The following is a 24,822-nucleotide window of genomic DNA, read 5'->3' on the forward strand; positions in this document are numbered from 1 at the left end:
CCATCATCTCCCACCTAGTATGAGAAGGCTGCCGGCTTATTATGCTTTATCGATCCTTAATGCCGTTAACGTTGTTCTCTGTAAAGCTCCTTAATCACCAGAAATTCATCCAAGTGCTCCAGAAAAAGATCCACAACCACGGGGTCAAAATGGCGTCCGCGTTCTGTTTTTAATAAATCCAGCACCCTATCCAGCTCCCATGCTTTCTTATAAACACGATCACTGCATAGTGCGTCAAACACATCGGCTAACGCCGTAATACGCCCATAGACGTGAATATCCTCGCCGCGAAGTCCATGCGGATACCCTGAACCATCGAATCGCTCATGATGCTGCTGCGCAATGATTGCCGCTGCGTTCAACACTTGCTTGTTCGAATGTTTCAGCATTTCATAACCCAAATTTGAGTGGGTTTTCATAATTTCGAATTCTTCCTGCGTCAATGGGCCTGGCTTATTCAGGATCGCATCCGGAATCCCCACTTTCCCGACATCGTGCATCGGCGAGGCTAGACGAATAACCTCTGCTTCTTGTTCTGACAATCCGTATTTTATCGCCAGCAAACGCGAATATTCCGCTACTCGCTTCACATGATGCCCCGTTTCACGGGATCTTGTTTCCGTGATTTCCCCCATCGTATAGATGATTTCTTGCTGCGTGCTTTCCAACTCTTCATTCAAATAAATATTCTCGAAAGCAACGGAAACGTTCGTGCAGTAGATATCGATCAAATACCGCTCCCACTCACTGAGCTCTTTGAAGCCATTCATATAAATGACATTCTCCATGCCCATCTTGCTTTGAAAATAAATCACAAAACGGTCGGAAGCAAACGAGCTTTTTTTCGTTAAAAAAGCGAGCTCAATTTCACCGAGAACGTGCTCGGGAACGACGTCACGCGCTCTTTCATCCTGATTGGACGCATAGTCGCCGCTCGCAGCCAAGATATAAATATCCTCGACACCCTTTGTTACGGCAAAGCTGCAATGAATGGCATTTTTATGCAAATTAACGATTGAGGTCATTTGCGTTAATACGCCCGAGGCAAACTTCTTCATAGATTGCAGCTCAAACAGCGTTGCCGAAGATTTAATGATTTCCTCCAAGCCTGATCTGCTTTTCTCAATTGTCTTCAAATCCCGATAGGAGCGCAGCGCGGTAACGACGGTCGTGAACAGCTTTTGCGTCGTTAGCTCGGTTTTCTCTTTGTAATCATTAATGTCATAATCCATAATGACTGTACGCTCAGGAGCTTGACCAGGCTGGCCTGTACGCAAGATAATGCGGATCGCGGTATTTTTTAATTCCTCGCGTATATATCTTACAGTTTGAAGCCCTGCATCTTCCTGCTCCATCACTACATCGAGCAAAACCAATGCTGCATTAGGCTGCTGTTGCAAGACTTGTTTAGCTTCTGCAGCGGAAAAAGCGCTGTGAAACTCCAACTTCCTGCCATCAAACTCAAACTCCTGCAAAACCATCTTCGTCACTTGATGAATCTGTTTTTCATCATCGACAATTAAGACAATCCATGGATCCTGTTCCATTACCACATCATTTGTGGGAACGTTCTCTTCCTCATCAGCAAAAAGAAGTTCATCCAGGTCCATTAACCCATCCTGTCTCGTCATAGCTCGGACTCCTCCTCTAACGGAATCGTGATCATAAATAAACTGCCTTGTCCCAGCGTACTCAAGCACTGGATGCTGCCATTCAGCGATTGCGTGACAAGGTTATAAACGATATTCATGCCTAAGCCGGTACCGCCTTTGCCGCGGCTGGTCGTAAAGAAGGGATCAAAGATATGATCCAGTACCTCCTGCGTCATTCCATTGCCATCATCGGAATAAGCGATCTGAATATGATCTTGGTGTTCAGTGACACGAATGCTTAGACTTCCTTCATCCTCTGGTCCATAGGCATGATTCACTGAATTCATAACTAAATTCGTAACAATTTGCGATACCGCTCCTGGATATGTATACAGATTAAGGCCATCATCACAATAGATGTCTACACGAAGTCTCGTTTTCTTCAGTGATGGCTTCAAACTGGCAACGATTCCTTCTAGATACTCCCTCAAAAGAAACGTGCGTTTCACTTCCACGCTCTGATCGACGGAAATTTGCTTAAAGCTCCGCACTAGTGAAGAGGCTCGTTCCAAATTCGTCTGGACCATGGCATTCGTTTCGCCGATGATGGAAAGAAACTGTTCCAAATCAGACTTTTTCATTTTACCTGTTTCGTACAAGCTCCGGAAATCCTTCGTCTTCTGATCCAAATAGGTGATCGCGGTAACTCCGATGCCTATTGGAGTATTAATTTCATGGGAAACACCCGCAACGAGGTTGCCTAAGGCTCCCATCTTCTCGGATTGAACCAATTGATCCTGGGTAATTTGCAGCGTGTTGAGCACCTGCTGGAGCTCCTTATAACGTTCATCCAGATTTTTTACCATATCATTAAAAGCTTCGGATACTTCCGAAATTTCGGGAGAAGCCTGAAATTGCAGCAGCGGAAGCTCCCCGCCCTGCTTGACAATCACAGCAGCTTCGCGAAGCTTGCTTAAAGGTCTAATGACAATTGTGCGTAAGATAAGCCATAGCAAAACGGATAAGATGATAGCAATGCTAATGCCTACAGCTAAAATGAGCTTCGTACGCTTCTTAAGCAGCACAGACTCCTCGGAAGAGTCGAAAATGACTTCCACGGCTCCAACAACCATGCCATCTTCTTGCAGCGGCGCAATGAGTCTTACAACTGGCTTCTCGCTTTTCGCCATTGGCAGCCGGTCTACGATCGTTTTGTCCTGCTTTGGAATAATCACGCTGGATGGATCCAGACGCTTGCCGACCTGTTCACGATCAGAAGCAGCCAGGATAGCTCCGTCTTTGCTGTAGAGCTTCATTTCGAGAACCCGCGTGTTTTTATATTGAATATAGTCAAAAATTTGCTGCACATCCGAAATCGATCGGGATTCCTCGTAACGTCCGTTGATGGCGATGGTCATGCCGCTAATTTGGCTCACATAAGCTTCTTTGATGGATTGATTTAAACTCTTCGTATCGAACACCATCATCGTCGAAATCATAATGACCGTCACCGATGTAATCAGAAATACGACTCGTTTCTGTAAACTGAGCTTCTTTCGCAGTATGAGCATATGCAAGAGGCTCCTATTTCACGTCAAACGTTATCGTTTTGCTAACGTCGTAAGGCGTATGGTCGTTGTTATGTAAGGATACTTTGACTTCATGCGGCCCCTTGCTCAAATGGTCCAGCACTTTCTGTTTGTCCGTCACGACAATTTTCTCGCCTTTATCCAGGGAAATATGGATGTGCCCTTCCCCTTCAACTCGTTGATGATCATAATGCTCCTTAGAAATCTTCAGGTCGGTCGTCATCTGCAGCGTTACGGCATCGCCATTAACAGCCGCACTGACTTCTAATGTTGGCGTATACGTATTTGTCGGCGCTGTACTCGTTTTCGCAGACCCACATCCGGAAATGAAGATGGCCATTGCAGCTGCCAAGTAAATACTTTTACAAATTCTCATCTTTTCATCCCCTATTTAATCGTTAATTGTCTATTCATGTCAAAAAAAGCTATCCTCTTTAGCTTATGAATATTCATATGGTTTGTCCACTTATATTTTGGAAACAAAATCCTTTATTAGAACACTATTCAATGTATTCTTAATTTTCAGACATTTCTTGTCGAATCGTCATAAGAACGCTCACATTTTGCGCTTGCCCAGGAAATAATTTCATTTCCCGAATGAAGAATGATTTCCCCAGCTTTGGAGCAATGTAGTAAAGTCACTGTTCATTTTAAAATAACTCGATCTTAGGAGGCTCTCCCCTATGTCCGACACCCGTGATTTTTCGATGCAGGTCCAACACGCCATTGACGCAGCAGATCAAGCCATACGATTGGCTTCAGACGCTGAGTATAAACTGCAAAGAGCCATCGTGCAGGCTCACCCTCAAGATATACAATCCGCACAAGCCGCTCTGACGCAAGCCAAGCACAAAGTCAGGGATGCACAGGCCCAACTTGAAACGTACAATAATGAGCAGTATGGGCAGCAAATCCAGCAAACGTTGGAGCAGTTGAATCAAGCTTCTCAAGACGTCGATGCCAATCAGGTGAAATTTCACACCCCTAAACAAATTCGGTAAACATCGGTTCTATGTAAAAGGTGATCGAAATTCGATCGCTTTTTTCTTTTTATATGAACAATATGTTAAACTACTGGGGAAGGTTTTCAAGTTATTTGGGGAGGCACTACATTTCATGCTCGTTATCGGAATTGCCGGAGGTACCGGTTCAGGAAAAACTACAGTAGCCAGATCGATCATTAATAAACTGGGATCCACGAACGTGACATTAATTTCACAAGATAATTACTATCTTCATCATAGTGGTCTTACTTTTGAAGAGCGGGAGCGCATCAACTACGATCACCCGCGCGCGTTTGAGAACGAGCTGCTGCTTAAGCATCTGAATGAATTGAAGAACGGAAACGCAGTCAATATCCCCGTGTATGATTTCTCGAAGCATGCGCGCTCGCAAGAAACGATCCGAGTTGAAGTTAAACCTATTGTGTTGCTAGAAGGCATCCATGTATTAACCGATGAAGATCTTCGCAGCGCTTTGAATATCAAGGTGTTTGTTGATACGGACCCGGATGTGCGTATCCTTCGCCGACTTTCCCGGGACATTAACGAACGGGGGCGCACGCTGCAATCGGTCTTCGATCAGTATTTGACGACGGTGAAGCCGATGCATGATGCTTTCATCGAGCCTTCCAAGAAATATGCGGACATTATTATTCCTGAAGGCGGAGAAAACCAAATCGGGATCTCCATGCTGACGATTCTGACGGAACGTTATATGACGGATCAGGCAGCCGATTATGAAATAGGCTAAACCAAGCAAAAGACACTCTCGCCATTCTTGGTAAGAGTGTCTTTCATTATGCCGCTCTTTCACGGCGAAACATAAGCCCAGAGAGTGCAAATAGGACGTAAATTAGGCTGAGCACATAAAAAATGCTGGCCGCACTCGAATAGCGAATTGCCATTCCTCCGATTAAAGGCCCGGCAATGCTCCCCACACTATACTGAATAGATGCCAATACGTTGGCCGTGGGAAGCAGATGTCTAGGTAAAATGTCTGCCGCGTAGGCTAGTCCAAGCGAAAAAAACGAACCTACCATGCCTCCGGCTATGGCAAATAATAAGCCAATCAGCCATAGTTTCGTGCCTGCAAAAGGGATACATAGAAAGGCTAAGGCGCCAATAAGTCCGGATGAAATGAGGATTTTCTTCCTCCCGATGCGATCACTCCATATGCCCAGCGGCAGCTGCATGATAAGGCCGCCTACGCCCATGACAGGCAAAAGAACTCCAATATTAGCCTCTGACAGGCCTATGCGTAAACCGTAGAGCGGAAAGTTGCTGTTCATAGAGGCTTCCATATACCCATACAGAAGCGAAGTAATTAGTGGAAACCAAGCTATGGCCGCCACTTTTGAAGCACGCTTATGTACAGCTTCCACGCGTTCGCCTCTTTCAGGACGCTCATTTTTCAGCCTTGTCATGAGCAGCAAAATGACAATAAAAAAGCTGCTTGTGGTCAGAAACGGCCCCCAAATCCCCACTTTTAAGAGCGTAATCCCAACTGGCCCTATGCTGAACCCGATGCCGTAGGCCATTCCGTACAGCGTGATATTGCGTCCCCTATGCTCTTTGGGACTGGACGTTACAATCCATAGTTGTGTGGCATAATGGAGAGCGCTATCCCCTACTCCTACCATTAAGCGAAGCACAAACCAGAATCCAATATGCTGCCAGGCAGGAAACAAGCAGTTCGCCGCGATGACCAGTCCCATCCCAACCATAATAACCGGCTTATAGCCAAACCGCCTGACCGGCTTTTCGATGAAGAACATCGTTGAGAAGATACCGATATACAGAGCAGCGGCATTCAGACCATTGGCATCGGTAGATACACCTGATCGATCCAGCAAGATCGTAAGCAGCGGCAGAAGCATGCCTTGGCTCATGCCCGCTACGATAATGACCATAATTAATATGGTTAATTTTCTGGGGGCGAGCCCCTCTCTAAGAGCCATTTCCAAAACGAACAGTTTCCCATCTTTGTTCGTAATCGTGCAGCTTGCCATGGAGCGGGACATGGAACTGCTCATGAATGTATAATCTTAGATTCTTAATCCATTCTTTGAAGGACGGATACGTAACGAACAAGTTGGCATAGCGATCACTTAGGCATAAAAAATAAGGACCTGATGATTTCTCCGTTAAAAAATGCAAGGAAGTATCCAGAGGGGTATATTTCTTGCGTTTTCCCTCCCATGTGTCTACATCCACTTGAACCGAAGTGTTCACTTGTTTCACAAGGCTTTCCAAATGCTTCACTCTGGCATAATAGGGCATACTGCTCGTAATAGCCATTCTACGAAGCGTTTCTTCATGCTGCGGGTAAAAGATGGCTCTGACGAATTTCTTCTCCTCCGCCCATGCCGTAAAAGCCTGCATGTCGGATTCCGTCCAATCTTCGAATGTTTCGAATACAAACACCGTGCCTTTGTGCGTTTGGGCAGGGGGTTCATACCCGAAAGGTACTTTAATTTGCTCTCTTGCCATGCATGTCCTCCTCTTGATGTTTGATGTGCTTAAGCAAGTCTAGTTCTTCACAATTCTCTATTGTAGCATACCCTTTAAAGTTCTATGAAATGAGGGCTCAATTGGCTTTAAGGCTCCCATTGCGATATACTTTCTAAGTACTAATTTTCAATTAAGGGAGACCTATAGAATGAGAGATCCGAGACTTCAAACATTTGCCCGCAACATTATCCGCTACTCGGTTAGCCTTCAACCTGGCGAGAACATTCTGATTGAGATGATTGGCGTCAAAGATCCCGAACTCGCCAAATGCTTCATCGAAGAAGTATATGCCGTAGGCGGCAAGCCGTTCATTGAACTGCGTGATCCTATGGTCATGAGAAGCTTGCAAATGAAAGGGACTCAAGAACAATTTAGTGAATGGGCTGATTTCGAGCTTGCCCGCATGAAGAAGATGGATGCTTATGTAGCCGTTCGCAGCGGAGATAACATTACAGAATCGTCCGACGTGCCAGATGAGCAAATGCGCCTGTACTTGAAATATTTCCAACGTCCGCTTTTTGACGAGCGCATTAACAATACCAAATGGTGTGTCATGCGCTACCCGAACCCTTCCATGGCTCAGCTTGCCGGCAAAAGCACCGAAGAATTCGAAAATTTCTACTTTGATGTTTGCAACCTCGATTACAGCAAAATGGCGACAGCTATGGAATCGCTGGTAGACCTGATGAAACGAACAGATAAAGTTCGTCTTGTTGCCAAAGGCACGGATATCTCCTTCTCCATTAAAAATATTGGCGCAGTTCCTTGCTCCGGGCTGAGAAATATTCCGGATGGCGAGGTGTACACAGCACCGGTGAAAGACTCTGTGAACGGTGTAATCAGCTACAATACGCCAACGATCTACTCCGGCACTTCCTTCGAGAACATCGTGCTTCGTTTCGAAAACGGGCGCATTGTGGAAGCAACCAGCAATGATACCAAGAAATTAAACGATATTCTGGATACGGATGACGGAGCGCGTTATATCGGCGAATTCGCTATCGGGGTGAATCCTTATATTCAGCATCCGATGAAAGACATTCTTTTCGATGAGAAGATTGACGGCAGCATCCACTTCACGCCAGGCCAAGCTTATGAAACCGCGGATAACACGAACCGTTCCTCCGTTCACTGGGATATGGTCCTGATCCAACGTCCGGAATACGGCGGCGGAGAAATTTACTTTGACGATGTGCTTATTCGCAAAGATGGACGATTCGTCCTACCGGAGCTTGAGAAGCTTAATCCGGAAAACTTAATGTAATCAAATAAGCAGTTGAGGCATACCGTAACGACCGGATAGCTTCAGCTGCTTTTTTATGTAATGGCATTAAATTTGGCATATTTACTTATCCAAGCCAATGGAACATGACGTCTTCCGGCGACTCATCTAAAGTCGGCCGCGTGGCAGGAATAAGCAGATTGATGTCCTTCAGCTGTTTATGGCTTGCCCCAGTCCATGTCGCTGCCTGTATTTGCACTTCTGCGCCCTTAGGTACAAATGGAAAGAGCTGCTGCACGTCCCCGTTTGTCAATCTCACACACCCCAGCGATTTGTCCGAACCGATGGAGCTCTCATCGTAAGTGCCGTGAAGCGCAATTGCCCCCAGCCCCAAACCGGCTTCCCCGTAACTCTGTGTGCGGCTTCCCTGAGGGTTTTGCACGCGGTCCTTCACGAGGAATTGACCTTGCGGTGTGCGATCATTTGCGCCAAGGCCGATTTCTTTATCCCATAAAATATAATCTCCGCTTACAAGCTTAAGTTGATGTTCCTTCTTATTGATTTCAATATGAACGGGTTCGTACGGGATATCCTGCACATCAGCGGAATTCGCATAGAACATCTGAGAAGGGTTTGCCGCATCCGGTGAGTACACCCAGCCCCCCTTCCCTGTGAAAGCCTCAGAAATGCCATTAGAACCCGTTGTCGCTTCCAAAGGGATAAAGCTAAGATAGTTGTTCGGATAATCCTGCAGCAGCGCATCCAGACGGGCTGGCGGGCTGCCATGATCATTGCTATATGCCTCCAGTGCCGTGCGAACTAAATTAGCACCAAACGCACTAAGCGGTTGGTGCTTTCCAAATTCGGTATTCAAGAAACGAATTTTTACGGCTTCATCTGTCGCGGGATGGTACTGTGCAACGACCACTGCACTCTTCGTCAATTCCTCATCTCGGAGCAGCATGGTTTTCCCCTGAGCCGTGTTATCCTGGGAAATAACGCCGTAGATCAGGATGTTCGTCTTCGGCATTTCCTTCGCCAGCTCCAGCGCTTGTTTGTGCAATGCGGTTTCAATCGCTTGGTTTTCGGTCTCAGGTGCGATGTACATCACGAAAGGCGCGTCAACCGTTTCGTAGGTAATGTCACTCCCAGCGCCCCAGACCTTCATTGTAGAAATGGTTTTGTAGAGCGGATTACTCCCAGCAAACAAAACGATTAACAAAAGATTAAGGACGAGTAGAACGATGAGCAGCGTTTTCATAAAAGGCGGCAAAATCCCCTTCGCTTCCTCCGGGAAAGCTTGCTGCATGTTCATCGCATGTGCGGCCTTTTCCTCTTCGATGTCGCGAATCGCTCGATTTGCGGCGGAGTAGAACGGTGATGGGTACGTGCGCAGAACTTCCTTGTAATGAAAAATAGCTCGCTTGAAATTCCCTCTTTTTTGAAACTTTTGCCCGATCTTATAATGAGCTTCCGGTGAAGTAGCATCCAGATACCGGATCACCTTCTCATAGTACATCGGGTCGGATGGAGAAATGAACAAGTTCTTGCGCAAATGAATGAGATTGTCATCGAGATGGTTACGAAATCGCTGGTTCCGGCGTATCATTCGGCTCCTCTCCGTTCAATAGATTAGCTTGTCCATAACGGATGACTGATACGTTTAGTATCTCTGATACATAATGTATCATGTTACTGATATGAAAACAACCCCTTTCTTGCTTCCTGAAAGCACCAGCATGAACCTTGTCTATTTAGCAAAAGCTGAATCTCGGAGGTGATAGAGATGAGTGGGAGAAACAGCAAACCGAAAAACAACGGACCATCCGGCAGCCCTTCTCGCTTGGATCAATTTGGAGACAAAGCCGCCCAACAAGATAAACGTGAAATGAAAGAACGCAATAACAAGTCATCATGCTAAGCTCCTAATAGGAAAAAGACGCCCCTTCACGCGTGATCGCGGTTCAGAGCGTCTTTTCCTTTTAAGCTTGTATTAATGCGCCACTTGGTTGTAAGTCATGATCCAAATGGAGCCGCCAACGATGGTCACGAGAATAATGAGACCAAATATCAGCGTCATAATATTCCAACGTGCATTCTCGCCTTCCTTCACATGCATGAAGAAGAACAATTGCACCGCAAACTGCAGAATAGCCATGATGAGAATTAAAACCAGTGTTCCAGTCTTACCCATCATATGGTTCATAACAACAACCAGTGGAATGATGGTTAAGATGATGGAGAGCGCGAAGCCGATGATATAAGATTTTAACGACCCGTGTGCATGGTTATCGTGAGTTCCAGTATGGTGTTGGTGTCCGCTCATCTTACATCACCCCCATCAAATAAACGATTGTGAAAACAAAGATCCAAACGACGTCAAGGAAATGCCAGTAAAGAGAAATAATTTCCACTTTGCGCTTGGTCACAGCTGTAATGCCTCTGCGTCTAAGCTGCAGGATTAACCCGATCATCCAGATCAATCCCACTGAAACGTGAAGCCCGTGCGTCCCTACGAGTGCAAAGAAACCGGACAAGAAAGCACTTGTACTAATGGATGCTCCCTCGTGATTCACCATGGTAATGAATTCCGTTACCTCAAGGCCGACGAAAGAAGCCCCTAGAATGACGGTAACAATTAGCCAGCCGATTAACTGCTTCATGTTCCCCTTGTTCATGCCTAACACCGCTAAACCGCTCGTGAATGAGCTGGTAAGCAAAATAAATGTCTCAGCGATGATACCCGGCATTTTGAAAAGCTCTTCCGGTGTAGGTCCCCCATTCGTATTCTGATGGAGAACCATATATGTGGCAAATAAAGATCCGAACAAAATGACATCCGTGATTAGAAAAATCCAGAATCCGAAGGTCTTGAGCGATTCGTGATCATGTTCATGGTCGTGTGCATGAGCGTCGTGCCCACCGTTCGCGGCTGCATGTGCCATTAGACTTTCGCTCCTTTCAATGCGGCTTCTGTCCGTTTAATTTCGTCAACCGGAATGTAGTAGTCTGTGTCATAAGTAAATGAACGAGCTATCATACAAATTCCGACACCGATCAGCGCTGGAATCGTGAGCCACATCCAATCCCATACGAAACCAAATCCTGCGAAGAACCAAAATGCGGATTTCAGGAATGGAATAGCCGAATTTTTGGGCATATGAATCGGTTCATAGACGACTGGTGCCGCCGCTGCTGCTTTAGCTTGTGTACCTTGCTTTTGCTTCGTCTCCCACCATGCATCAATCGTAGACACTTGTGGAAGAACAGCAAAGTTGTAAATTGGCGCCGGTGAAGGAATTGACCACTCCAGTGTACGGCCATCCCACGGATCGCCGGTTACATCCGGCTCTCTGAACTTAATGGAGTGAGCAATTTGCCATACTTGGAAAAGGAACCCGATCCCCATCAAGAAACCGCCAATGGTGGATACCAAGTTGAGCGGTCCCCAGCCCATATCGAAATCGTACGTATACGTACGGCGAGTCATACCGTCTAAGCCTAAGAAATATTGCGGCATGAAACAAACATAGAAGCCGATATTCCACAGCCAGAAAGCCCATTTGCCCAAGTGCTCGTTGAGCTTGAAGCCGAACATTTTTGGCCACCAGTAGTACAAACCTGCGAAGTATCCGAAAGCTACACCGCCAATTAAAACTTGATGGAAATGCGCGATCAGGAAGTAACTGTTATGGAATTGGAAGTCAGCAGGTGCAACAGAAAGCAAGACCCCTGTCATTCCCCCTACGACGAAACACGGTATGAACGCAATCGTCCACATCATCGGCGTCGAGAAACGAATTTTCCCTCGGAACATGGTGAATAACCAGTTAAAGACTTTGACCCCGGTAGGAATCGCAATCAGCATCGTCGTAAGTGCGAAGAACGCATTGACATCCGCGCCTGAACCCATCGTGAAGAAGTGATGCGCCCATGTGAAGAAGGACAACAAGCTGATGATGAACATCGCGAAAACCATGGATTTGTAACCAAACAATTTCTTCTTGGAGAACGTTGCAACGATTTCCGAGAAAATCCCGAATGCCGGAAGGACAACAATGTAAACCTCAGGATGTCCCCACATCCAGATCAAGTTGATGTACATCATCGGATTTCCGCCGCCATCCAAGGTGAAGAAATGCGCACCGAAGAAGCGATCCAGGAACAACAACGCTAGAGTAACCGTTAGAATAGGGAATGCAAAGATAATCGTGACGCAGCTGGAAAATACAGACCAAGTAAACATCGGCATTTTCATCAGCGTCATGCCTGGCGCACGCATTTTGATAATCGTGACGATAAAGTTAATCCCCGTCGCCAAACTACCGATACCGGAGATCTGAATCCCCCAAATATAGAAGTTCTGTCCGACGCCCGGGCTGTGGGATAGCTCGGAAAGCGGTGGATAGCTCAGCCATCCTGCATCCGGCGATCCGCCGATGACGAAGGACACGTTGAACAGCATCGCTCCCCAGAAGAACAACCAGAAGCTGAGTGAGTTCAAGAACGGATAGGCAACGTCCCTCGCTCCAATTTGTAGAGGTACAACGATATTAAACAAACCGAACATGAGCGGCATCGCCATGAACAAAATCATAATAACGCCATGCGTTGTGAAAATTGCGTTATAGTGATCGGCTTGTAGAAACTGCATATTTGGCACGGCGAGCTGTACACGCATCAAAAGCGCGTCGACGCCACCGCGGAAAAGCATCAGGATGGAACAAATGATGTACATGATTCCAATCCGTTTATGGTCAACGCTAGTTAACCACTCCCGCCAGAGCCAGCCCCATTTCCTAAAATAAGTCAGTACGAAAACCATAGCAACCATCGAGAGCCCGATACTTACCTGAGCGCCCAGAATAAGCGGGTCGCCCGTTACGAAAAACTCTGATGCGAACTCTTTAATACGATCCAACATGAGCATGACTTCCTTTCGTAAAAACTTCGTTCTATCATTTTGACATATTCATTTGGCTATGATCCATTTTTTTAGAATCTTTCGCTTCACTTTTTTCTGACGCCGATGAGGTTTTCATCGCATCATGATTGGTTTCAGAAGAAGCTCCATGGCCACTATGAGCGGATTGGCCATTCGTATATTTCGTTACCACCTTCTGAAATAGTCCGTCTGGAATGGTGGAGAAATACTGAACCTCTTTTAATTGACCAGGCTTCGCCAGTTGTTCATAACTTTCCATCGTAAGTTTGGTTGGCGATTGCTTGGTTTTTGCAACGAAGGCATCAAAGTCCGCTTGGGACGTCGCGTTCACGTCGAATGTCATATCGGCGAAATGGGATCCGCTGAAATTAGCTCCCGTTCCGAAATAATGACCAATCTCATCCGCCTGCAAATATAAGGTCATGGCCATTCCTGACATCGTATAAATCTGTCCGCCTAACTGCGGAACCCAGAATGAGTTCATCGGAGCATCAGAAGTCAGTTCAAACTTGATTGGTGTATCCGCTGGAATTTGCACATAGTTAAGTGTGCCAATGCCTAACTCCGGATAAGTGAACAGCCATTTCCAATCCAGCGATGTCACTTGGATCGTAATTGGAGCTTTCTCCGACTTAATCGGTTTGGATGGCTCCAAAGCATACGTATATTTAACCGTGATTACAGCGAGTGCCGCAATCATAATAATCGGTATTGACCACCATACAGCTTCTAGTGTTGTGTTGTGTGCCCAGTTCGGTTTATAAGAAGCTTTACTTCCTTCTCGATCCCGATACCGCCATACAATCCATGCCGTTAGTGCCAAAACCGGAACAAGAATGACCAAACACATAACCGTGGAGATGTACATCAAATCTTTTTGCGTTTCAGCAATCGGTCCTTTCGGATCCAATACCATTGCTTGACCGCTGCAGCCTGCCAATAACACGACGATGGCAATCATCATCAAGGGCAGCAATGCTTTTACGAGTTTTCTCTTCTTCATCCAACTAACCTCCTAATCCACAATCTACAAAGTGCTGTTTCTAAGTATTTATTAACATGCGCTTTTTTATCTAATACTAAGATAACAAATTGCATTTAAAAGTACACAGGCACTAGCAGGACTTAACAAATACGTCAAAGGATCGACGTTTTACTGTAAAACAAATGTCACACAACGTTTGTTGACTATTATGTAAAAGTATGAAAATCCATGAAAATCAAAAAGCCCTTCAAGTTATTCACCTGAAAGGCTAAATTTATTCAAGTTTTTTGTACTCATTCGTCCTTCGACACCGCACGGGAATGAACCAAATGAATCGCTGTGCGAATCACATAAACGAAAACACTGCCTACCATGAATCCGATTCCAATCATTAACATAGCATTGCGATCACTGAAATGATCCAAACTCAACAAGCTTAATACTAACCCTATGCCAAGCAAAGCCCATGCCGCGATAGTCATTAACTTCACTAATGGCACCACATCACGTTCACTGCGTTCATTACTTACGGTTACTGTTTTAACAGCCATCATCATCACTCCAAACTCAGAAGTAAAAGTCTAATATAGTTATTATAACACAAAAAATAAAAAAATGTTCATATTTTATTCACACGTTGATCAAATTTTGGACAAAAATAAAAATCGGATTTTCACAGAATTAACTATTGACATATTATTGTTTTTGTGTTATAATTAAATATTTTATTGACTTAAACACCCCTCTATAGGTATGATAGTTTCATTCTTTACTATCACGTTGGAGGGATTACGATGCAAATCGCAAACGGAATTCATATGTTGGAGCTGGAAGTTCTCATCATGGGACAAACAAACGTTATTTATCCTATCCTATTGAGCGATAGCGACGGTGCGGTATTAATTGATACCGGCTATCCAGGGAACTACCCTCTTCTTTGTAAAGCATTCGAACAGGCCTCTGTCCCTCTTGAACATTTAAAAACGATTGTGATCTCCCATCAGGACATTGATCATATCGGGAGTTTGCCAGCATTTTTAACAGAAATGCCAGGCAAACTAACTGTACTTGCCAGCCAGCTCGAGAAACCTTATATCGAAGGCGAGAAAATGTTGATCAAAGTCACGCCGGAGGCCATTGAGCGCGCTGTCGCAAGCTTGCCCGCAAATGTTTCGCCCGAATGGCGGAAAGCTTTTCGAGCGAATTTAGAAAATCCTCCTAAAGGGAAAGTGCATGGCATCTTGGAAGATGGCCAGGTGCTTGCGATCGCCGGTGGCCTTCAAGTCATTTTGACGCCAGGCCATACACCTGGGCATTTAAGCTTTTATCACATACCAAGTAAAACGTTGATTGCCGCGGATGCATTGGTTGTTGCCGACGGACAGTTGATGGGTCCTATACCTGCTTATTGCTACGATTATGAGTTGGCGAAGCAATCGATTAAGAAGTTCGCCGCTTATGACATCGAGACGGTCATTTGTTATCACGGCGGGCTGTTTCATGATAAAACGAACGCACGGATTGCTGAGCTAGCAACAGAGCATTGAGTGGCGAAATACGAGCTGTTTCCTTCTTAAAATTAAAAAGCAGGCTGCCCCAAAGGCAACCTGCTTTCCATTATGTACGTCAAACTACTTTAATAGCGTGTATGCGCCGATTACCGGCAGCGGTTTGACTTGACCTTGAGCGGCTGCAACAATGCCCAGGATGGCGAAGATGAATAGCGCCAGGTTGGCGAGCGGCAGCAGAATCCAACCGATAATCGGGATGATTCCCAGCACTACGTTCAAGATCACGCAGCACAGGAATAGTGTCAGCCCTTGATTCGCGTGGTACATAGCAAACTTCGAATCTTTAGCAGCAATCAGCGGAACGAAAAACAAGATATAAGCAATAATAGCCATTCCTTTATTACTTTGAATATCCGTGGAATCGTACATGGTCAGCACCTCTTTTCTCAAAGTATACTATTTCATTATATTCGGACTTTTCCATCTATTCTATTGATTTTCACACAATTCAAAAAATATTTTCCGACCATATCCGCAAGAGTTCCTCCTCACGGGCAGGGTCCATTCCGGCTGCACGCGCCGCATTCATAGCACGATTTTGATCCCATGCCAACGTATCTCGAACAATTTCAATCAAAGGTCTTGTTGTCAAACCGTTTGCAAAAGCCTTCGTATTGTCCAAGGAGAACATCCCGACTAGACTATCGCTTTGAATCCAAAGCGGCAGTTCCATCCATTCTCCGACTTCATTTGCCACTAGGAACTCTTCCGGCACCCACGTACAGATAACTTCACTCTGAGTATTTTCTGTACAAGATTGAACAACCTCCTCCATTGTATAATCACTTCCGCTAGCATGCAGCGTGCCTACCATCTCTTGCTCCACCAAACGAATAATCCAAGCTGATAAGTCGCGCACATCAATAAATTGCAGTTTCCGTTCTTTCGGCAATGGCACTAGCACCTCACCCCCACGGTGAAAACGAGCTGGCCAATATGTAAAACGATCAGACACATCGTACGGTCCGACAATGAGACCGGGACGAATAACCAGCGTATGATTCGGGAATTCTTGCTGAACGGCTAGTTCGCAAAGGGCTTTCTTTGCGCCGTATTTCTGACCAGGATCCATCTGATCTGTCAGTTTAGCAACAGGAGCTGATTCATTAACACTCACTTTTTTCAGATCCTCGTAAACTGAAATCGTAGAGATGAACGTGTAATGTCTCACTTGATTCTTTAGCTGCTTAGCGGCGGCTAAGACCGACTCAGGTTCATACCCGCTGGTATCAATCACCGCATCCCACTCACGACCTTGCAGGAGGTCTAAGTCGTTATTCCGATCGCCAATAATATGCCGAACGTTTGGAAAGGCATTGGCATCATGCAAGCCGCGATGAAACAAGGTAACGTCATGCCCCTGCGCTATTGCCGCTTCCGTTAGGGCTCGTCCAAGAAACTTAGTACCACCAAGAATGAGTATTTTCATTAGTACCCTCCATTGTTATATCTTCTAATCGTATCATTTCAGCCACTCTTTACAATCCCAATCGGACATGCGATACCCCAGCAACCAATGCAGCTGCTTGATTTTGAATGAATCAGGAAATAAACTCAGCAATAAATTACGTAATTTTATGGTTATCGGGTTTTCCATTTGTACCATTCGGGCCATGCGTCTCGACTGCCGTACAATGCGATTAGCTCGTGGGATGCGAATGGCTTCATACGTCTCGTACGCTCTTCTAATACTAGGTAGCGTTATATCGGCGGCTTCCTTCAGACACTTTGCAAATACATAAGCATCCTCCATCGCTTGCGCTCCGCCTTGTCCCAAATTCGGCAGCATGGGGTGTGCCGCATCGCCAAGCAATACCACTCTCCCCTTGCTCCATGAAGTAAGCGGATCACGATCATAAATATCATGTTTGAGAATCTCATGCTCGTCTGTCGCCATCACCACCTCTTCGATTGGAGCATGCCAGCCGCTTAATTGCTGAAGAACATGCTCTTTCTTTCCCCGCACTTCTTGGCCTTCAGGGGCATTAATCGCAACAAACCAATAGATTTGACCTTCGCCCAGCTGCGAAAATCCAAATCGCCTCCCACTGCCCCAAGCTTCAAAACCTCCGCCAACCTCTAAAGTGTAAGCAGGGTCTACATAATCAGCTACGCCACGAAAAGCCGTAAATCCTGAATACGTCAGCGGACCTGCCCTAAACAAGAGCCTAGCCGTATCAGAATGCAGTCCGTCTGCACCGATCAAAATATCCGCATGGTCTTCCGTCCCATCCTCAAACCGAACGCTGACACCATGCTCATTTTGTTCAATTGACATCATCTTTTTCCGATCATACAACTTCGTCTCATCCCTCAGAGACTTTGCCAAAATAGCCTGCAGCTTCGCACGATGAATAAGATAGCTATACGTCCCATAGCTGGCTGCTTGTTTGGCTACCGGAACGGATGTGATGGCTTTGCCATCCCAAGAGCGAATGTCAGCCATTCCGACTTTGGCACCTACTTGCTTCACCTTATCGGCGACTCCAAGATCATTCAAGACTTCCAATGCGTTCGCGGCGATGACAATCCCTGCTCCAAATTCAGCACGCGCTTCCTTTTTCTCATAAATGACGGCTTCCCATCCGATTTTTTGTAAAAATAGGGCCGTAGTGAGGCCGCCAATGCCTGCCCCAATGATAATCGCTTTCTTGCCGGGTGCAACAGACTCCATGCCGTCCTCCTAGTTCCAGTCATTTCCATCTACTTTATCATATTCCGGGAAAGACAAATACTCCTTAATCCAAAGACTAAGGAGTATTACAATCATGCATATTAATTCTCATCTAACGATTAATTGGCAACTTTTTCTTGCTGCACTTCTATCAGTTCTAAGTTGGAGAAAAAAAGGCTTAGTTTTTGCATTTTTTCAGAAGCAGCCAATTTCGGCAGTGGAGGGCACATCGGTTTCCCGTTATAACATACGATAAATAACAAATTCATCACCATTCCTTTATGAATTTTTTGCGCAGCCTTCTTGTATTTTCCGACAAATAAAGCGGGACACCGTCAATATTCGATATGTATATGCAACTGCACGGGGCAATATGCTATCTTTTTTAAACCGTTTAACCTTGTATATAATTCGAAAGACCCCCTCTGGTTAGAGGGGGTCTTCATTATTAAACAATCGCTAATTCGGAAAGTTTAGCTCGTACTCGATTCACTAATTCTTGCGCATCTTCAGGACGGTTCACAACATCCACTTGGTCCATATCTACGATCAACACTTCAGAAGCGTGATAATGATTCATTACCCAATCATCATACCCTGACCAAAGCTGTCGATAGTAGTCAACTAAGGATTGATCCTGCTCGAAGCTGCGTCCTCTTAATCCGATACGAAACATCACGGTATCAAAGGAGGCTTTGAGATAGACCATCAGATCAGGTGCCTTTTTGGGAAGCTCTGCAAGTTCAGACATCATATTGTCTGCAAGCCCTTCGTACACATCGAATTCCAGTTGAGAGATTCGCCCAAGCTCCCTATTTACTTTTGCAAAGTACCAATCCTCGTAAATGCTTCTATCAAGTACATTTCGATTATGTACCAATGCTTGTTTAATCGCCTTAAATCTTGTATTCAGGAAGTGCAGCTGAAGCAGAAACGGATAACGCTTCTTCTCAATCTCTTCCGGAGATGACGTGTAAAACAGCGGCAAAATCGGATTATCATCTACACTTTCATAGAAAACACTTGAATTCAGTTCTTTTCCAAGTAAAGTGGATACTGATGTTTTACCGAGACCGATCATTCCCCCAACCACAATCACAGCCATTGACCCCTTTCTCCTTCTACCCAATCATAATTTACCTACTGTCAATTTTCGCAAAGCTTTCCTATTATACAAGGAAATCAAGGTCCTGCAAACATTATTTTTTTGCTTTATCCTGCGTCTATTCCGAAAACATACAAAAAAAATGTTCCAATGGTTTCGTGATTGTTTAATTGTTCATACTGTCACTAATAATAAGTGCAAGTTCATAAAAAAATAAGACAGAGGTGTGTCGATGATTTACGGAACCAAACTACTGGATACAGATATAGAGCTTTTTATTGCAGCCTTGACCAAAACACCTGTCTATGTTTGGTCGTTAGATCCTCTAGGCGTTTATTATCAGGTCAGCTCAGGGATTATTGTCAAATATACGCCTGATGAAGTACGAATCCACAATGAGCAAGACGCATCGATTTCAAAATGGTATTCCCGTGAATCCAATGAATTCAGCATCAGTTTCTAATTAACGAAAAAACCGCCCTTCTCCATTAGTGGAAAGACGGTTTTTTCACGCGAACTTCAGTTCCATTCCATGATGTTTTGTCCACTTGTCAGCGTAGGTAAACACACATCAATGACCGTTCCTTCTCCTAAATGGCTCTGGATGGTCATTGTCCCTTTATGAGCCTCAACAATTTTAAAACACATCATTAATCCGAGACCTGTCCCCTTTTCCTTCGTCGTGTAAAATGGTTCCCCTAATTGCTTTAATCGGTCATCCGGAATGCCGCAGCCGTTGTCTTCTGTCCGAACCCTTATCCAATCGTCACCTTGCAGGGAAACCGTCAGTTTGATTTGCCCATCCTTCGCAATGGCTTCCATCGCATTTTTAACCAAATTAATAAATAATTGCTTCAAATGCATTTCCGAACAAACAAGCTGTGTGCTCTCCGTTTCAAATTCCAAGACAAGCTCCACATCGCATAACACGGCCTGCGTTTCGAGCAGAGCAGTAACCGATTGAAGAATCTCCTTCAGATCGCTTTTTTTGTAATGAATCGCCTCCGGCTTGGCAATCAAAAGAAATTCACTGACGATAAAATTAATTCGATCCAGTTCGGAGAGCATGATATCAAAATAGTGCTGTTTCCCCTTTACGTCATTTTGCAGCAGCTGCAAGAAGCCGCGAAGTGAAGTGAGGGGGTTTCTGATTTCGTGCGCTAATCCTGCGGCTAATTGTCCTGCGACAGATAGCTTATCCGATTTACGTAACAATTCCTCCGTTCGATTCCGTTCTGTTATGTCTCTTGAGATGCCGGCGAAGCCAATAATTTCGCCTTTTTCATTTTTGATCGGCGTTTTTGTTACGCTCACATGTACAAGCTGTCCATCCTTCCGCAGTCTGACGGTCTCAAGCCCAGAAATCTGCTTGCCAGCCTTCAGCATGTCATAGATTTCTTTGCGCTGTTCCTCCAGGAAATCAGGATAAATCGGCAGCGGCTTATTCAATAATTCATCTTGGTGCCAACCAAATATTTGCTCGTAAGCCCCATTGACCGAAATAACTCTAGCACGTAAATCAAGCACACAAATGGCATCTGTCGTATTGCTGATGAATGATTCAAGAAGATCCTTGGTCTCTCTAAGTTCAGTTTCCATACGTTTTCGTTCCGTAATATCCACACAGGATCCGATAACTTCAATGACGCGGCCATTTTCAAAAATCGGTCGCAAGGAAGTTAGGTAAGTAATTCCACGAAAGGTCGCTTCATACATGACATTTTCCTCGCCATTCCACGCCCTGCGGTAAAACGAATCCATATTAACAGCCATAGAATACGGCCAAATTTCATAGAGATGATTGCCAAGGATATTCGAAGGTTGAAATCCCAATCGATAGAGAAGCTCGCCGTCGCATAACGTGTGAATGAATTTTCCTTGCATTTGTCTAAACTTCATCGTCATGCCTTGCTGTCTGCGTACCGTATCGTGTAAATCCTGTTGAGCAACCCGCAGGGATTCGCGATCTTTGTTATGCTGGGTAATGTCTCTGGCAATCACATATATCCCTTCATTCATGCCATCAACGATAATGGGCACGTTCTTCAAGCCTAACTCAATCTGCTCACCGTTTTTATGCTTAACTCGGAGCATGTAATTATCGCTCTTAGAAACGATGCTATCGATCCAATTATTTACATGATGATCCTGCTTCCACAGGTGGTTTATGGACTGACCTACCATCTCGCGCTCCGTATACCCCAGAATCCTTTCCATGGCGGGATTCACACTTTTAATCATCCCTTTAAGATCACAGGTGAGAATTCCGGCAGGATTATGCTCGATTAATGATTTATATCTCTGCTCACTTTCTGCAAGCTTCCGTTCCATTTCCGTTTTTTGTGAAAGATAATTGATTTGAGACATAAAATAAAACGGTTCATCCTGTGAATCTCTCATTAAAGAGATCCTGAATTCCACCCAGGCGATGCTCCCATCTTTGCGAATCAATTTTTTCTCAAGTTGATAGAAGCTTGTATCTCCAGCGAGCATTTGCTCGAAATAAGCTTCTAATTCCTCGGCTTCATCCTGCGAAAATATCGCATGTAGCTCCCTATTGACTAACTCTTCCTCCGCATAGCCGGTTAAGGTGCATAAACTCGTATTCACTCTCATCCATAACCCGTTCAGCGAAATAATGGCGATACCCATCGTGGTGAATTCGAAAACTGCGGCAAAAGACGGTTCTGTGCTCGAAAGCAAACCCTGAATATTGTCAGGATCTGCACGGTTTGAACGATCCTGCGGATTATTGACCCTATTCATACGTTATCTCCTATCATAGATATGCATTGGATGGCTTTCAGTACCGATCGTTTTTTGAATTCGACAACTTGCATATTATTCCTTCTATAGAAGCTGTTGGAACATAAATTATTCGCGATATGTGACCTTGAGCGTAATTGTTATGTTAGAATGTAAGTGGTCACACTATCTTTTAACGGGTTGTACGAAGGAGGAATGACAGCTTGCCAAACATCTGGACTCATCTCATATTCGGCCAAGAATTGATGGCGCAACTGGGTCATGACCAAATGCTCAATGACAGACAACTGCGACAGGTTTTCTCCCTTGGCTGTCAAGGGCCGGACTTCTTGTTCTACCATAATTTCTTGCCTTGGAAAAAGGATATAACGCTAAATCAATTAGGAAGTCTCATGCATGCAAAAAATTGCGGTCCATTCCTGGAGAATTTACTACGACAGGTGCAAGGCCGCGGTCTATATAATCCGGCCGTTGTTTATGTACTTGGATTCATTACGCACCATATTTTAGACCGTAACATGCATCCATATGTTTTCTATAAATCAGGTTTCAAGAAATGGGATCATCAACGTTTTGAAATCATTATGGACACTCTGATCGTCAAACGCAAACGTGGAGTTCAGACATGGAAAACACCGGTTTGGAAAGAAATTTTTGTGGGTGAAAAGCTGCCGCTTGGCGTTGCACCTGCTCTAATGCAAGCAACGGCTAACAACTACCCGGACATCGCTACGAACATTACGGAGAAAGATTGGAACGACGCTTACTATGATCTGATTAAAGCACAGCGTCTTTTTCACGATCCCAAAGGAATCAAGAGGGTATTAACCTTCGGTAAAATATCGCCGTTGGTTTATAAAAAGCGTGTGGCTCCGCTCGACTATTTAAACGAAGCCCACACGGTTTGGAACTGTCCGACATCGCTAGAAGAGACCTATACGCATAGCATCTGGGACTTATGGAATATAGCTATGGCAGATGGTGGAACCGTCCTCCAAGCGGCAATTCAAGTTTTACTGAGAGGTTCGTCTGCCGACCTGCAAACCTTTACTGCCGTTCTAGGCAATCGCTCTTACGAAACCGGGAAAGACTGCGACAGCGGTCTGGAAATCACGCATGTGAAGCCCATGCTTTAAAGGTTCGAGTCGTCGACTTGATTGAGCCAATTCTCGATTTGCCCGATTACAGAAGCTACGCAGCCATCATGGAAAGGCGAGATCAAGTTCGCTACTTGAACAAGTTCCGTGAAGCTTTGGCTTCCTCCTTGCTGGCATAATCTTAAATAATCTTCCCAGGCTTGCTCCGGATTTTCATTTGCCCGTTTCCAGAACTGAAACGCACATACTTGCGCGAGCGTGTAGTCGATGTAGTAGAACGGGCTTTTGTAAATGTGCGGCTGCTGCTGCCAGAAGCCTCCTCTTTCCAAAAAGTCGTTATCTTCATAAACACGATGTGGCAAATATTTCCGTTCAATCTCGCGCCAAACAAGTTTGCGTTCCACTGGCGTCAGTTCAGGCTGCTCATAGATGCGGTGTTGGAATTCATCAACCGCTACGCCATAAGGAATAAACAACAGAGATTCGCTCAAATGTTTAAATTTATATTTATCCGTTTCTTCTTCGAAAAATAGTGACATCCAAGGCCAAGCCAGGAACTCCATGCTCATAGAATGGATTTCGCAAGCCTCCAAGGTTGGAAAAACATATTCAGGCACTTGAAACTCTCTGGAGCTATAACCTTGGAAGGCATGGCCAACTTCATGCGTTAAGACATCAATGTCTCCTGATGTACCGTTAAAATTCGAGAAAATAAATGGTGCTTGGTATGTACTAATATAAGAGCAGTAGCCCCCAACTCGTTTCCCCTTCTTAGCCACTAGATCCATCAAACCATTTTCGATCATAAATGTGAAAAATTCATCCGTTTCCGGCGACAACTCCGCATACATCTTCCGTGCTTGCTCGACAATCCAATCGGCATTCCCTTTTGGTGTTGCATTTCCGGACGGGAAGCCGAACTTATCATCGTAGTAATGAAGAGCGTCTACGCCGATTCTAGCTTTCTGCCGTTCCTTCAATTTCGTAGCCGCGGGTACAATATGTTCCAATACTTGATTGCGGAACGCTTCCACGTCCTTGGCATTATAATCGGAGCGGTTCATGCGCGCATAGGCCAGTTCTACAAAATTGCTGTATCCAAGCTTCTTAGCAATAGCCGTACGAACCTTGACCAGCTGATCATAGAGGTCATCCAATTTCGCTTCATTTTCGATAAAAAAGTTATATTTTACATCATTCGATTCTTTGCGAACATTTCGGTCTGTTGATAATTGAAAAGGGATCAGCTGTGATAAATTTCGTTCTTCTCCTGCATAAACCAGCTTTGCCGAAGCAAGCAGCTTGGAATATTCGCTGGCCAGTTTATTTTCTTGGACGAGATCTTCAACAATTTCCGGTGAGAAGGTTTTGAGCGATAAAGCAGCAATTCTGAACAATTGCTTGCCCCATTTGGCTTCCAGTTCAGCACGATAGGCCGAACCGATCAACGCTTTGTAGAATTCAGTGATGGACCCTTGATATAAAGGTTCAATTTCATCTAAATATTCTTGTTCCGCTTTATAAAATTCATCCGTCGTATCCACGGTGTGCCGAATTCGTGCAATAGATTCCATTGACTCTTGCTCACTCCGAAGCTTTACGATAGCTTCCATCGCTTGGTCCTGCTCCTCAAAAGAACCTGCTTGCTTGAACTGTTCTAAAAGCTCTTTAAACGCCGCTTCAAATGTGCTAAATTCGGGTCTTACATAGGTAAAGTCTTGAAATTTCATTGACTTCTCTCCCTCGCATTTTATTCAATGTAAC

Annotated in this window: 24 protein-coding genes; 7 read left to right on the forward strand and 17 right to left on the reverse strand. The window is 45.0% G+C overall.

Going from position 1 to position 24,822, the window contains the following annotated elements:
• Nucleotides 1-65 precede the first annotated feature (65 nt).
• Genes PCH02S_RS23130 through PCH02S_RS23140 form a run of 3 tightly spaced genes read right to left on the reverse strand, consistent with a single transcriptional unit; the run spans nucleotide 66 to nucleotide 3,557 of the window.
• The gene (locus PCH02S_RS23130) at nucleotides 66-1,631 is read right to left on the reverse strand and encodes a DUF3369 domain-containing protein (protein ID WP_218033178.1); all 1,566 of its coding nucleotides are present in this window, start codon (nucleotides 1,629-1,631) and stop codon (nucleotides 66-68) included.
• The gene (locus PCH02S_RS23135; protein WP_127456460.1) at nucleotides 1,628-3,163 is read right to left on the reverse strand and encodes a sensor histidine kinase; all 1,536 of its coding nucleotides are present in this window, start codon (nucleotides 3,161-3,163) and stop codon (nucleotides 1,628-1,630) included. The genes PCH02S_RS23130 and PCH02S_RS23135 overlap by 4 nt, the downstream gene beginning before the upstream one ends.
• Nucleotides 3,164-3,176: 13 nt before the next feature.
• Nucleotides 3,177-3,557 carry a hypothetical protein gene (locus tag PCH02S_RS23140; protein WP_127456461.1) on the reverse strand — a complete coding sequence of 127 codons (381 nt, stop codon included), beginning with the start codon at nucleotides 3,555-3,557 and terminating at the stop codon, nucleotides 3,177-3,179.
• Between the two features lie 307 nt (nucleotides 3,558-3,864).
• On the opposite strand from PCH02S_RS23140, the gene PCH02S_RS23145 reads away from it, so the two are divergent.
• Both PCH02S_RS23145 and udk read left to right on the forward strand, forming a co-directional pair.
• Nucleotides 3,865-4,182: a hypothetical protein gene (locus tag PCH02S_RS23145; RefSeq protein ID WP_127456462.1), complete on the forward strand. Its 318-nt coding sequence runs from the start codon at nucleotides 3,865-3,867 to the stop codon at nucleotides 4,180-4,182.
• Between the two features lie 115 nt (nucleotides 4,183-4,297).
• Nucleotides 4,298-4,933: a uridine kinase gene (gene udk / locus PCH02S_RS23150; protein ID WP_127456463.1), complete on the forward strand. Its 636-nt coding sequence runs from the start codon at nucleotides 4,298-4,300 to the stop codon at nucleotides 4,931-4,933.
• Between the two features lie 46 nt (nucleotides 4,934-4,979).
• Here udk and PCH02S_RS23155 read toward each other — a convergent pair whose 3' ends face one another.
• Both PCH02S_RS23155 and PCH02S_RS23160 read right to left on the reverse strand, forming a co-directional pair.
• Complete coding sequence (locus PCH02S_RS23155; RefSeq protein WP_246069221.1) at nucleotides 4,980-6,215, reverse strand: MFS transporter; 1,236 nt, start codon at nucleotides 6,213-6,215, stop codon at nucleotides 4,980-4,982.
• Nucleotides 6,130-6,672 (reverse strand): hypothetical protein, encoded by a 543-nt coding sequence (locus PCH02S_RS23160; protein WP_127456464.1) that lies wholly within the window; start codon nucleotides 6,670-6,672, stop codon nucleotides 6,130-6,132. Before PCH02S_RS23160 ends, PCH02S_RS23155 begins: the two co-directional genes overlap by 86 nt.
• 169 nt (nucleotides 6,673-6,841) lie before the next feature.
• Here PCH02S_RS23160 and PCH02S_RS23165 point away from each other — a divergent pair, with 169 nt between their 5' ends.
• On the forward strand, nucleotides 6,842-7,957 hold the full coding sequence (locus PCH02S_RS23165) for an aminopeptidase (protein ID WP_127456465.1): 1,116 nt from the start codon (nucleotides 6,842-6,844) through the stop codon (nucleotides 7,955-7,957).
• 85 nt (nucleotides 7,958-8,042) lie between these two features.
• On the opposite strand, the gene PCH02S_RS23170 is transcribed toward PCH02S_RS23165, so the two are convergent.
• The gene (locus tag PCH02S_RS23170) at nucleotides 8,043-9,524 is read right to left on the reverse strand and encodes a L,D-transpeptidase family protein (protein ID WP_127456466.1); all 1,482 of its coding nucleotides are present in this window, start codon (nucleotides 9,522-9,524) and stop codon (nucleotides 8,043-8,045) included.
• 177 nt (nucleotides 9,525-9,701) lie between these two features.
• On the opposite strand from PCH02S_RS23170, the gene PCH02S_RS36755 reads away from it, so the two are divergent.
• The gene (locus tag PCH02S_RS36755) at nucleotides 9,702-9,836 is read left to right on the forward strand and encodes a hypothetical protein (RefSeq protein WP_258567612.1); all 135 of its coding nucleotides are present in this window, start codon (nucleotides 9,702-9,704) and stop codon (nucleotides 9,834-9,836) included.
• 72 nt (nucleotides 9,837-9,908) lie between these two features.
• Here PCH02S_RS36755 and cyoD read toward each other — a convergent pair whose 3' ends face one another.
• The 5 genes from cyoD to PCH02S_RS23195 form a co-directional block, all read right to left on the reverse strand.
• On the reverse strand, nucleotides 9,909-10,241 hold the full coding sequence (gene cyoD, locus PCH02S_RS23175) for a cytochrome o ubiquinol oxidase subunit IV (RefSeq protein WP_127456467.1): 333 nt from the start codon (nucleotides 10,239-10,241) through the stop codon (nucleotides 9,909-9,911).
• A gap of 1 nt (nucleotide 10,242) precedes the next feature.
• Nucleotides 10,243-10,860, reverse strand: a complete 618-nt coding sequence (gene cyoC, locus PCH02S_RS23180; protein WP_127456468.1) for a cytochrome o ubiquinol oxidase subunit III — start codon at nucleotides 10,858-10,860, stop codon at nucleotides 10,243-10,245.
• Nucleotides 10,860-12,839 (reverse strand): cbb3-type cytochrome c oxidase subunit I, encoded by a 1,980-nt coding sequence (locus tag PCH02S_RS23185; RefSeq protein WP_127456469.1) that lies wholly within the window; start codon nucleotides 12,837-12,839, stop codon nucleotides 10,860-10,862. The genes cyoC and PCH02S_RS23185 overlap by 1 nt, the downstream gene beginning before the upstream one ends.
• A 34-nt stretch (nucleotides 12,840-12,873) precedes the next feature.
• Nucleotides 12,874-13,863 carry a ubiquinol oxidase subunit II gene (gene cyoA, locus PCH02S_RS23190; protein ID WP_127456470.1) on the reverse strand — a complete coding sequence of 330 codons (990 nt, stop codon included), beginning with the start codon at nucleotides 13,861-13,863 and terminating at the stop codon, nucleotides 12,874-12,876.
• A 275-nt stretch (nucleotides 13,864-14,138) separates the two neighbouring features.
• Entirely contained in the window at nucleotides 14,139-14,396 is a 258-nt protein-coding gene (locus PCH02S_RS23195; protein ID WP_127456471.1) for a hypothetical protein, read from the reverse strand.
• A 243-nt stretch (nucleotides 14,397-14,639) separates the two neighbouring features.
• Here PCH02S_RS23195 and PCH02S_RS23200 point away from each other — a divergent pair, with 243 nt between their 5' ends.
• A complete protein-coding gene (locus tag PCH02S_RS23200) occupies nucleotides 14,640-15,392 on the forward strand; it encodes an MBL fold metallo-hydrolase (RefSeq protein WP_127456472.1) in 753 nt (250 codons plus the stop codon).
• A gap of 84 nt (nucleotides 15,393-15,476) precedes the next feature.
• Here PCH02S_RS23200 and PCH02S_RS23205 read toward each other — a convergent pair whose 3' ends face one another.
• From PCH02S_RS23205 to PCH02S_RS23220, 4 genes are all read right to left on the reverse strand, one after another.
• Nucleotides 15,477-15,785, reverse strand: coding sequence for a DUF4870 domain-containing protein (locus PCH02S_RS23205; protein WP_127456473.1), 309 nt, complete (start codon nucleotides 15,783-15,785; stop codon nucleotides 15,477-15,479).
• A gap of 79 nt (nucleotides 15,786-15,864) precedes the next feature.
• Entirely contained in the window at nucleotides 15,865-16,845 is a 981-nt protein-coding gene (locus PCH02S_RS23210) for an NAD-dependent epimerase/dehydratase family protein (RefSeq protein WP_127456474.1), read from the reverse strand.
• 33 nt (nucleotides 16,846-16,878) lie between these two features.
• Entirely contained in the window at nucleotides 16,879-18,090 is a 1,212-nt protein-coding gene (locus PCH02S_RS23215) for an FAD-dependent monooxygenase (protein WP_127456475.1), read from the reverse strand.
• 448 nt (nucleotides 18,091-18,538) lie between these two features.
• Nucleotides 18,539-19,195: a deoxynucleoside kinase gene (locus tag PCH02S_RS23220; RefSeq protein WP_127456476.1), complete on the reverse strand. Its 657-nt coding sequence runs from the start codon at nucleotides 19,193-19,195 to the stop codon at nucleotides 18,539-18,541.
• 232 nt (nucleotides 19,196-19,427) lie between these two features.
• On the opposite strand from PCH02S_RS23220, the gene PCH02S_RS23225 reads away from it, so the two are divergent.
• Entirely contained in the window at nucleotides 19,428-19,658 is a 231-nt protein-coding gene (locus tag PCH02S_RS23225; RefSeq protein WP_127456477.1) for a hypothetical protein, read from the forward strand.
• 56 nt (nucleotides 19,659-19,714) lie between these two features.
• On the opposite strand, the gene PCH02S_RS23230 is transcribed toward PCH02S_RS23225, so the two are convergent.
• Nucleotides 19,715-21,961, reverse strand: coding sequence for a PAS domain S-box protein (locus PCH02S_RS23230; protein ID WP_127456478.1), 2,247 nt, complete (start codon nucleotides 21,959-21,961; stop codon nucleotides 19,715-19,717).
• A 203-nt stretch (nucleotides 21,962-22,164) separates the two neighbouring features.
• On the opposite strand from PCH02S_RS23230, the gene PCH02S_RS23235 reads away from it, so the two are divergent.
• Nucleotides 22,165-23,097 (forward strand): zinc dependent phospholipase C family protein, encoded by a 933-nt coding sequence (locus PCH02S_RS23235; protein ID WP_127456479.1) that lies wholly within the window; start codon nucleotides 22,165-22,167, stop codon nucleotides 23,095-23,097.
• On the opposite strand, the gene PCH02S_RS23240 is transcribed toward PCH02S_RS23235, so the two are convergent.
• Complete coding sequence (locus PCH02S_RS23240; RefSeq protein WP_127456480.1) at nucleotides 23,094-24,788, reverse strand: M3 family oligoendopeptidase; 1,695 nt, start codon at nucleotides 24,786-24,788, stop codon at nucleotides 23,094-23,096. The two genes, PCH02S_RS23235 and PCH02S_RS23240, sit on opposite strands and share 4 nt — an antisense overlap.
• Nucleotides 24,789-24,822 lie beyond the last annotated feature (34 nt).

This window comes from Paenibacillus chondroitinus NBRC 15376 (genome assembly GCF_004000765.1).
Taxonomy (GTDB): domain Bacteria; phylum Bacillota; class Bacilli; order Paenibacillales; family NBRC-103111; genus Paenibacillus_E; species Paenibacillus_E chondroitinus.

What these genes read in the sequence shown, in the direction of transcription:
- PCH02S_RS23130 (WP_218033178.1), bottom strand. Translation starts at nt 1,631, where the DNA reads ATGACGAGACAGGATGGGTTAATGGACCTGGATGAACTTCTTTTTGCT.
- PCH02S_RS23135 (WP_127456460.1), bottom strand. Translation starts at nt 3,163, where the DNA reads ATGCTCATACTGCGAAAGAAGCTCAGTTTACAGAAACGAGTCGTATTT.
- PCH02S_RS23140 (WP_127456461.1), bottom strand. Translation starts at nt 3,557, where the DNA reads ATGAGAATTTGTAAAAGTATTTACTTGGCAGCTGCAATGGCCATCTTC.
- PCH02S_RS23145 (WP_127456462.1), top strand. Translation starts at nt 3,865, where the DNA reads ATGTCCGACACCCGTGATTTTTCGATGCAGGTCCAACACGCCATTGAC.
- udk (WP_127456463.1), top strand. Translation starts at nt 4,298, where the DNA reads ATGCTCGTTATCGGAATTGCCGGAGGTACCGGTTCAGGAAAAACTACA.
- PCH02S_RS23155 (WP_246069221.1), bottom strand. Translation starts at nt 6,215, where the DNA reads ATGAGCAGTTCCATGTCCCGCTCCATGGCAAGCTGCACGATTACGAAC.
- PCH02S_RS23160 (WP_127456464.1), bottom strand. Translation starts at nt 6,672, where the DNA reads ATGGCAAGAGAGCAAATTAAAGTACCTTTCGGGTATGAACCCCCTGCC.
- PCH02S_RS23165 (WP_127456465.1), top strand. Translation starts at nt 6,842, where the DNA reads ATGAGAGATCCGAGACTTCAAACATTTGCCCGCAACATTATCCGCTAC.
- PCH02S_RS23170 (WP_127456466.1), bottom strand. Translation starts at nt 9,524, where the DNA reads ATGATACGCCGGAACCAGCGATTTCGTAACCATCTCGATGACAATCTC.
- PCH02S_RS36755 (WP_258567612.1), top strand. Translation starts at nt 9,702, where the DNA reads ATGAGTGGGAGAAACAGCAAACCGAAAAACAACGGACCATCCGGCAGC.
- cyoD (WP_127456467.1), bottom strand. Translation starts at nt 10,241, where the DNA reads ATGAGCGGACACCAACACCATACTGGAACTCACGATAACCATGCACAC.
- cyoC (WP_127456468.1), bottom strand. Translation starts at nt 10,860, where the DNA reads ATGGCACATGCAGCCGCGAACGGTGGGCACGACGCTCATGCACACGAC.
- PCH02S_RS23185 (WP_127456469.1), bottom strand. Translation starts at nt 12,839, where the DNA reads ATGTTGGATCGTATTAAAGAGTTCGCATCAGAGTTTTTCGTAACGGGC.
- cyoA (WP_127456470.1), bottom strand. Translation starts at nt 13,863, where the DNA reads ATGAAGAAGAGAAAACTCGTAAAAGCATTGCTGCCCTTGATGATGATT.
- PCH02S_RS23195 (WP_127456471.1), bottom strand. Translation starts at nt 14,396, where the DNA reads ATGGCTGTTAAAACAGTAACCGTAAGTAATGAACGCAGTGAACGTGAT.
- PCH02S_RS23200 (WP_127456472.1), top strand. Translation starts at nt 14,640, where the DNA reads ATGCAAATCGCAAACGGAATTCATATGTTGGAGCTGGAAGTTCTCATC.
- PCH02S_RS23205 (WP_127456473.1), bottom strand. Translation starts at nt 15,785, where the DNA reads ATGTACGATTCCACGGATATTCAAAGTAATAAAGGAATGGCTATTATT.
- PCH02S_RS23210 (WP_127456474.1), bottom strand. Translation starts at nt 16,845, where the DNA reads ATGAAAATACTCATTCTTGGTGGTACTAAGTTTCTTGGACGAGCCCTA.
- PCH02S_RS23215 (WP_127456475.1), bottom strand. Translation starts at nt 18,090, where the DNA reads ATGGAGTCTGTTGCACCCGGCAAGAAAGCGATTATCATTGGGGCAGGC.
- PCH02S_RS23220 (WP_127456476.1), bottom strand. Translation starts at nt 19,195, where the DNA reads ATGGCTGTGATTGTGGTTGGGGGAATGATCGGTCTCGGTAAAACATCA.
- PCH02S_RS23225 (WP_127456477.1), top strand. Translation starts at nt 19,428, where the DNA reads ATGATTTACGGAACCAAACTACTGGATACAGATATAGAGCTTTTTATT.
- PCH02S_RS23230 (WP_127456478.1), bottom strand. Translation starts at nt 21,961, where the DNA reads ATGAATAGGGTCAATAATCCGCAGGATCGTTCAAACCGTGCAGATCCT.
- PCH02S_RS23240 (WP_127456480.1), bottom strand. Translation starts at nt 24,788, where the DNA reads ATGAAATTTCAAGACTTTACCTATGTAAGACCCGAATTTAGCACATTT.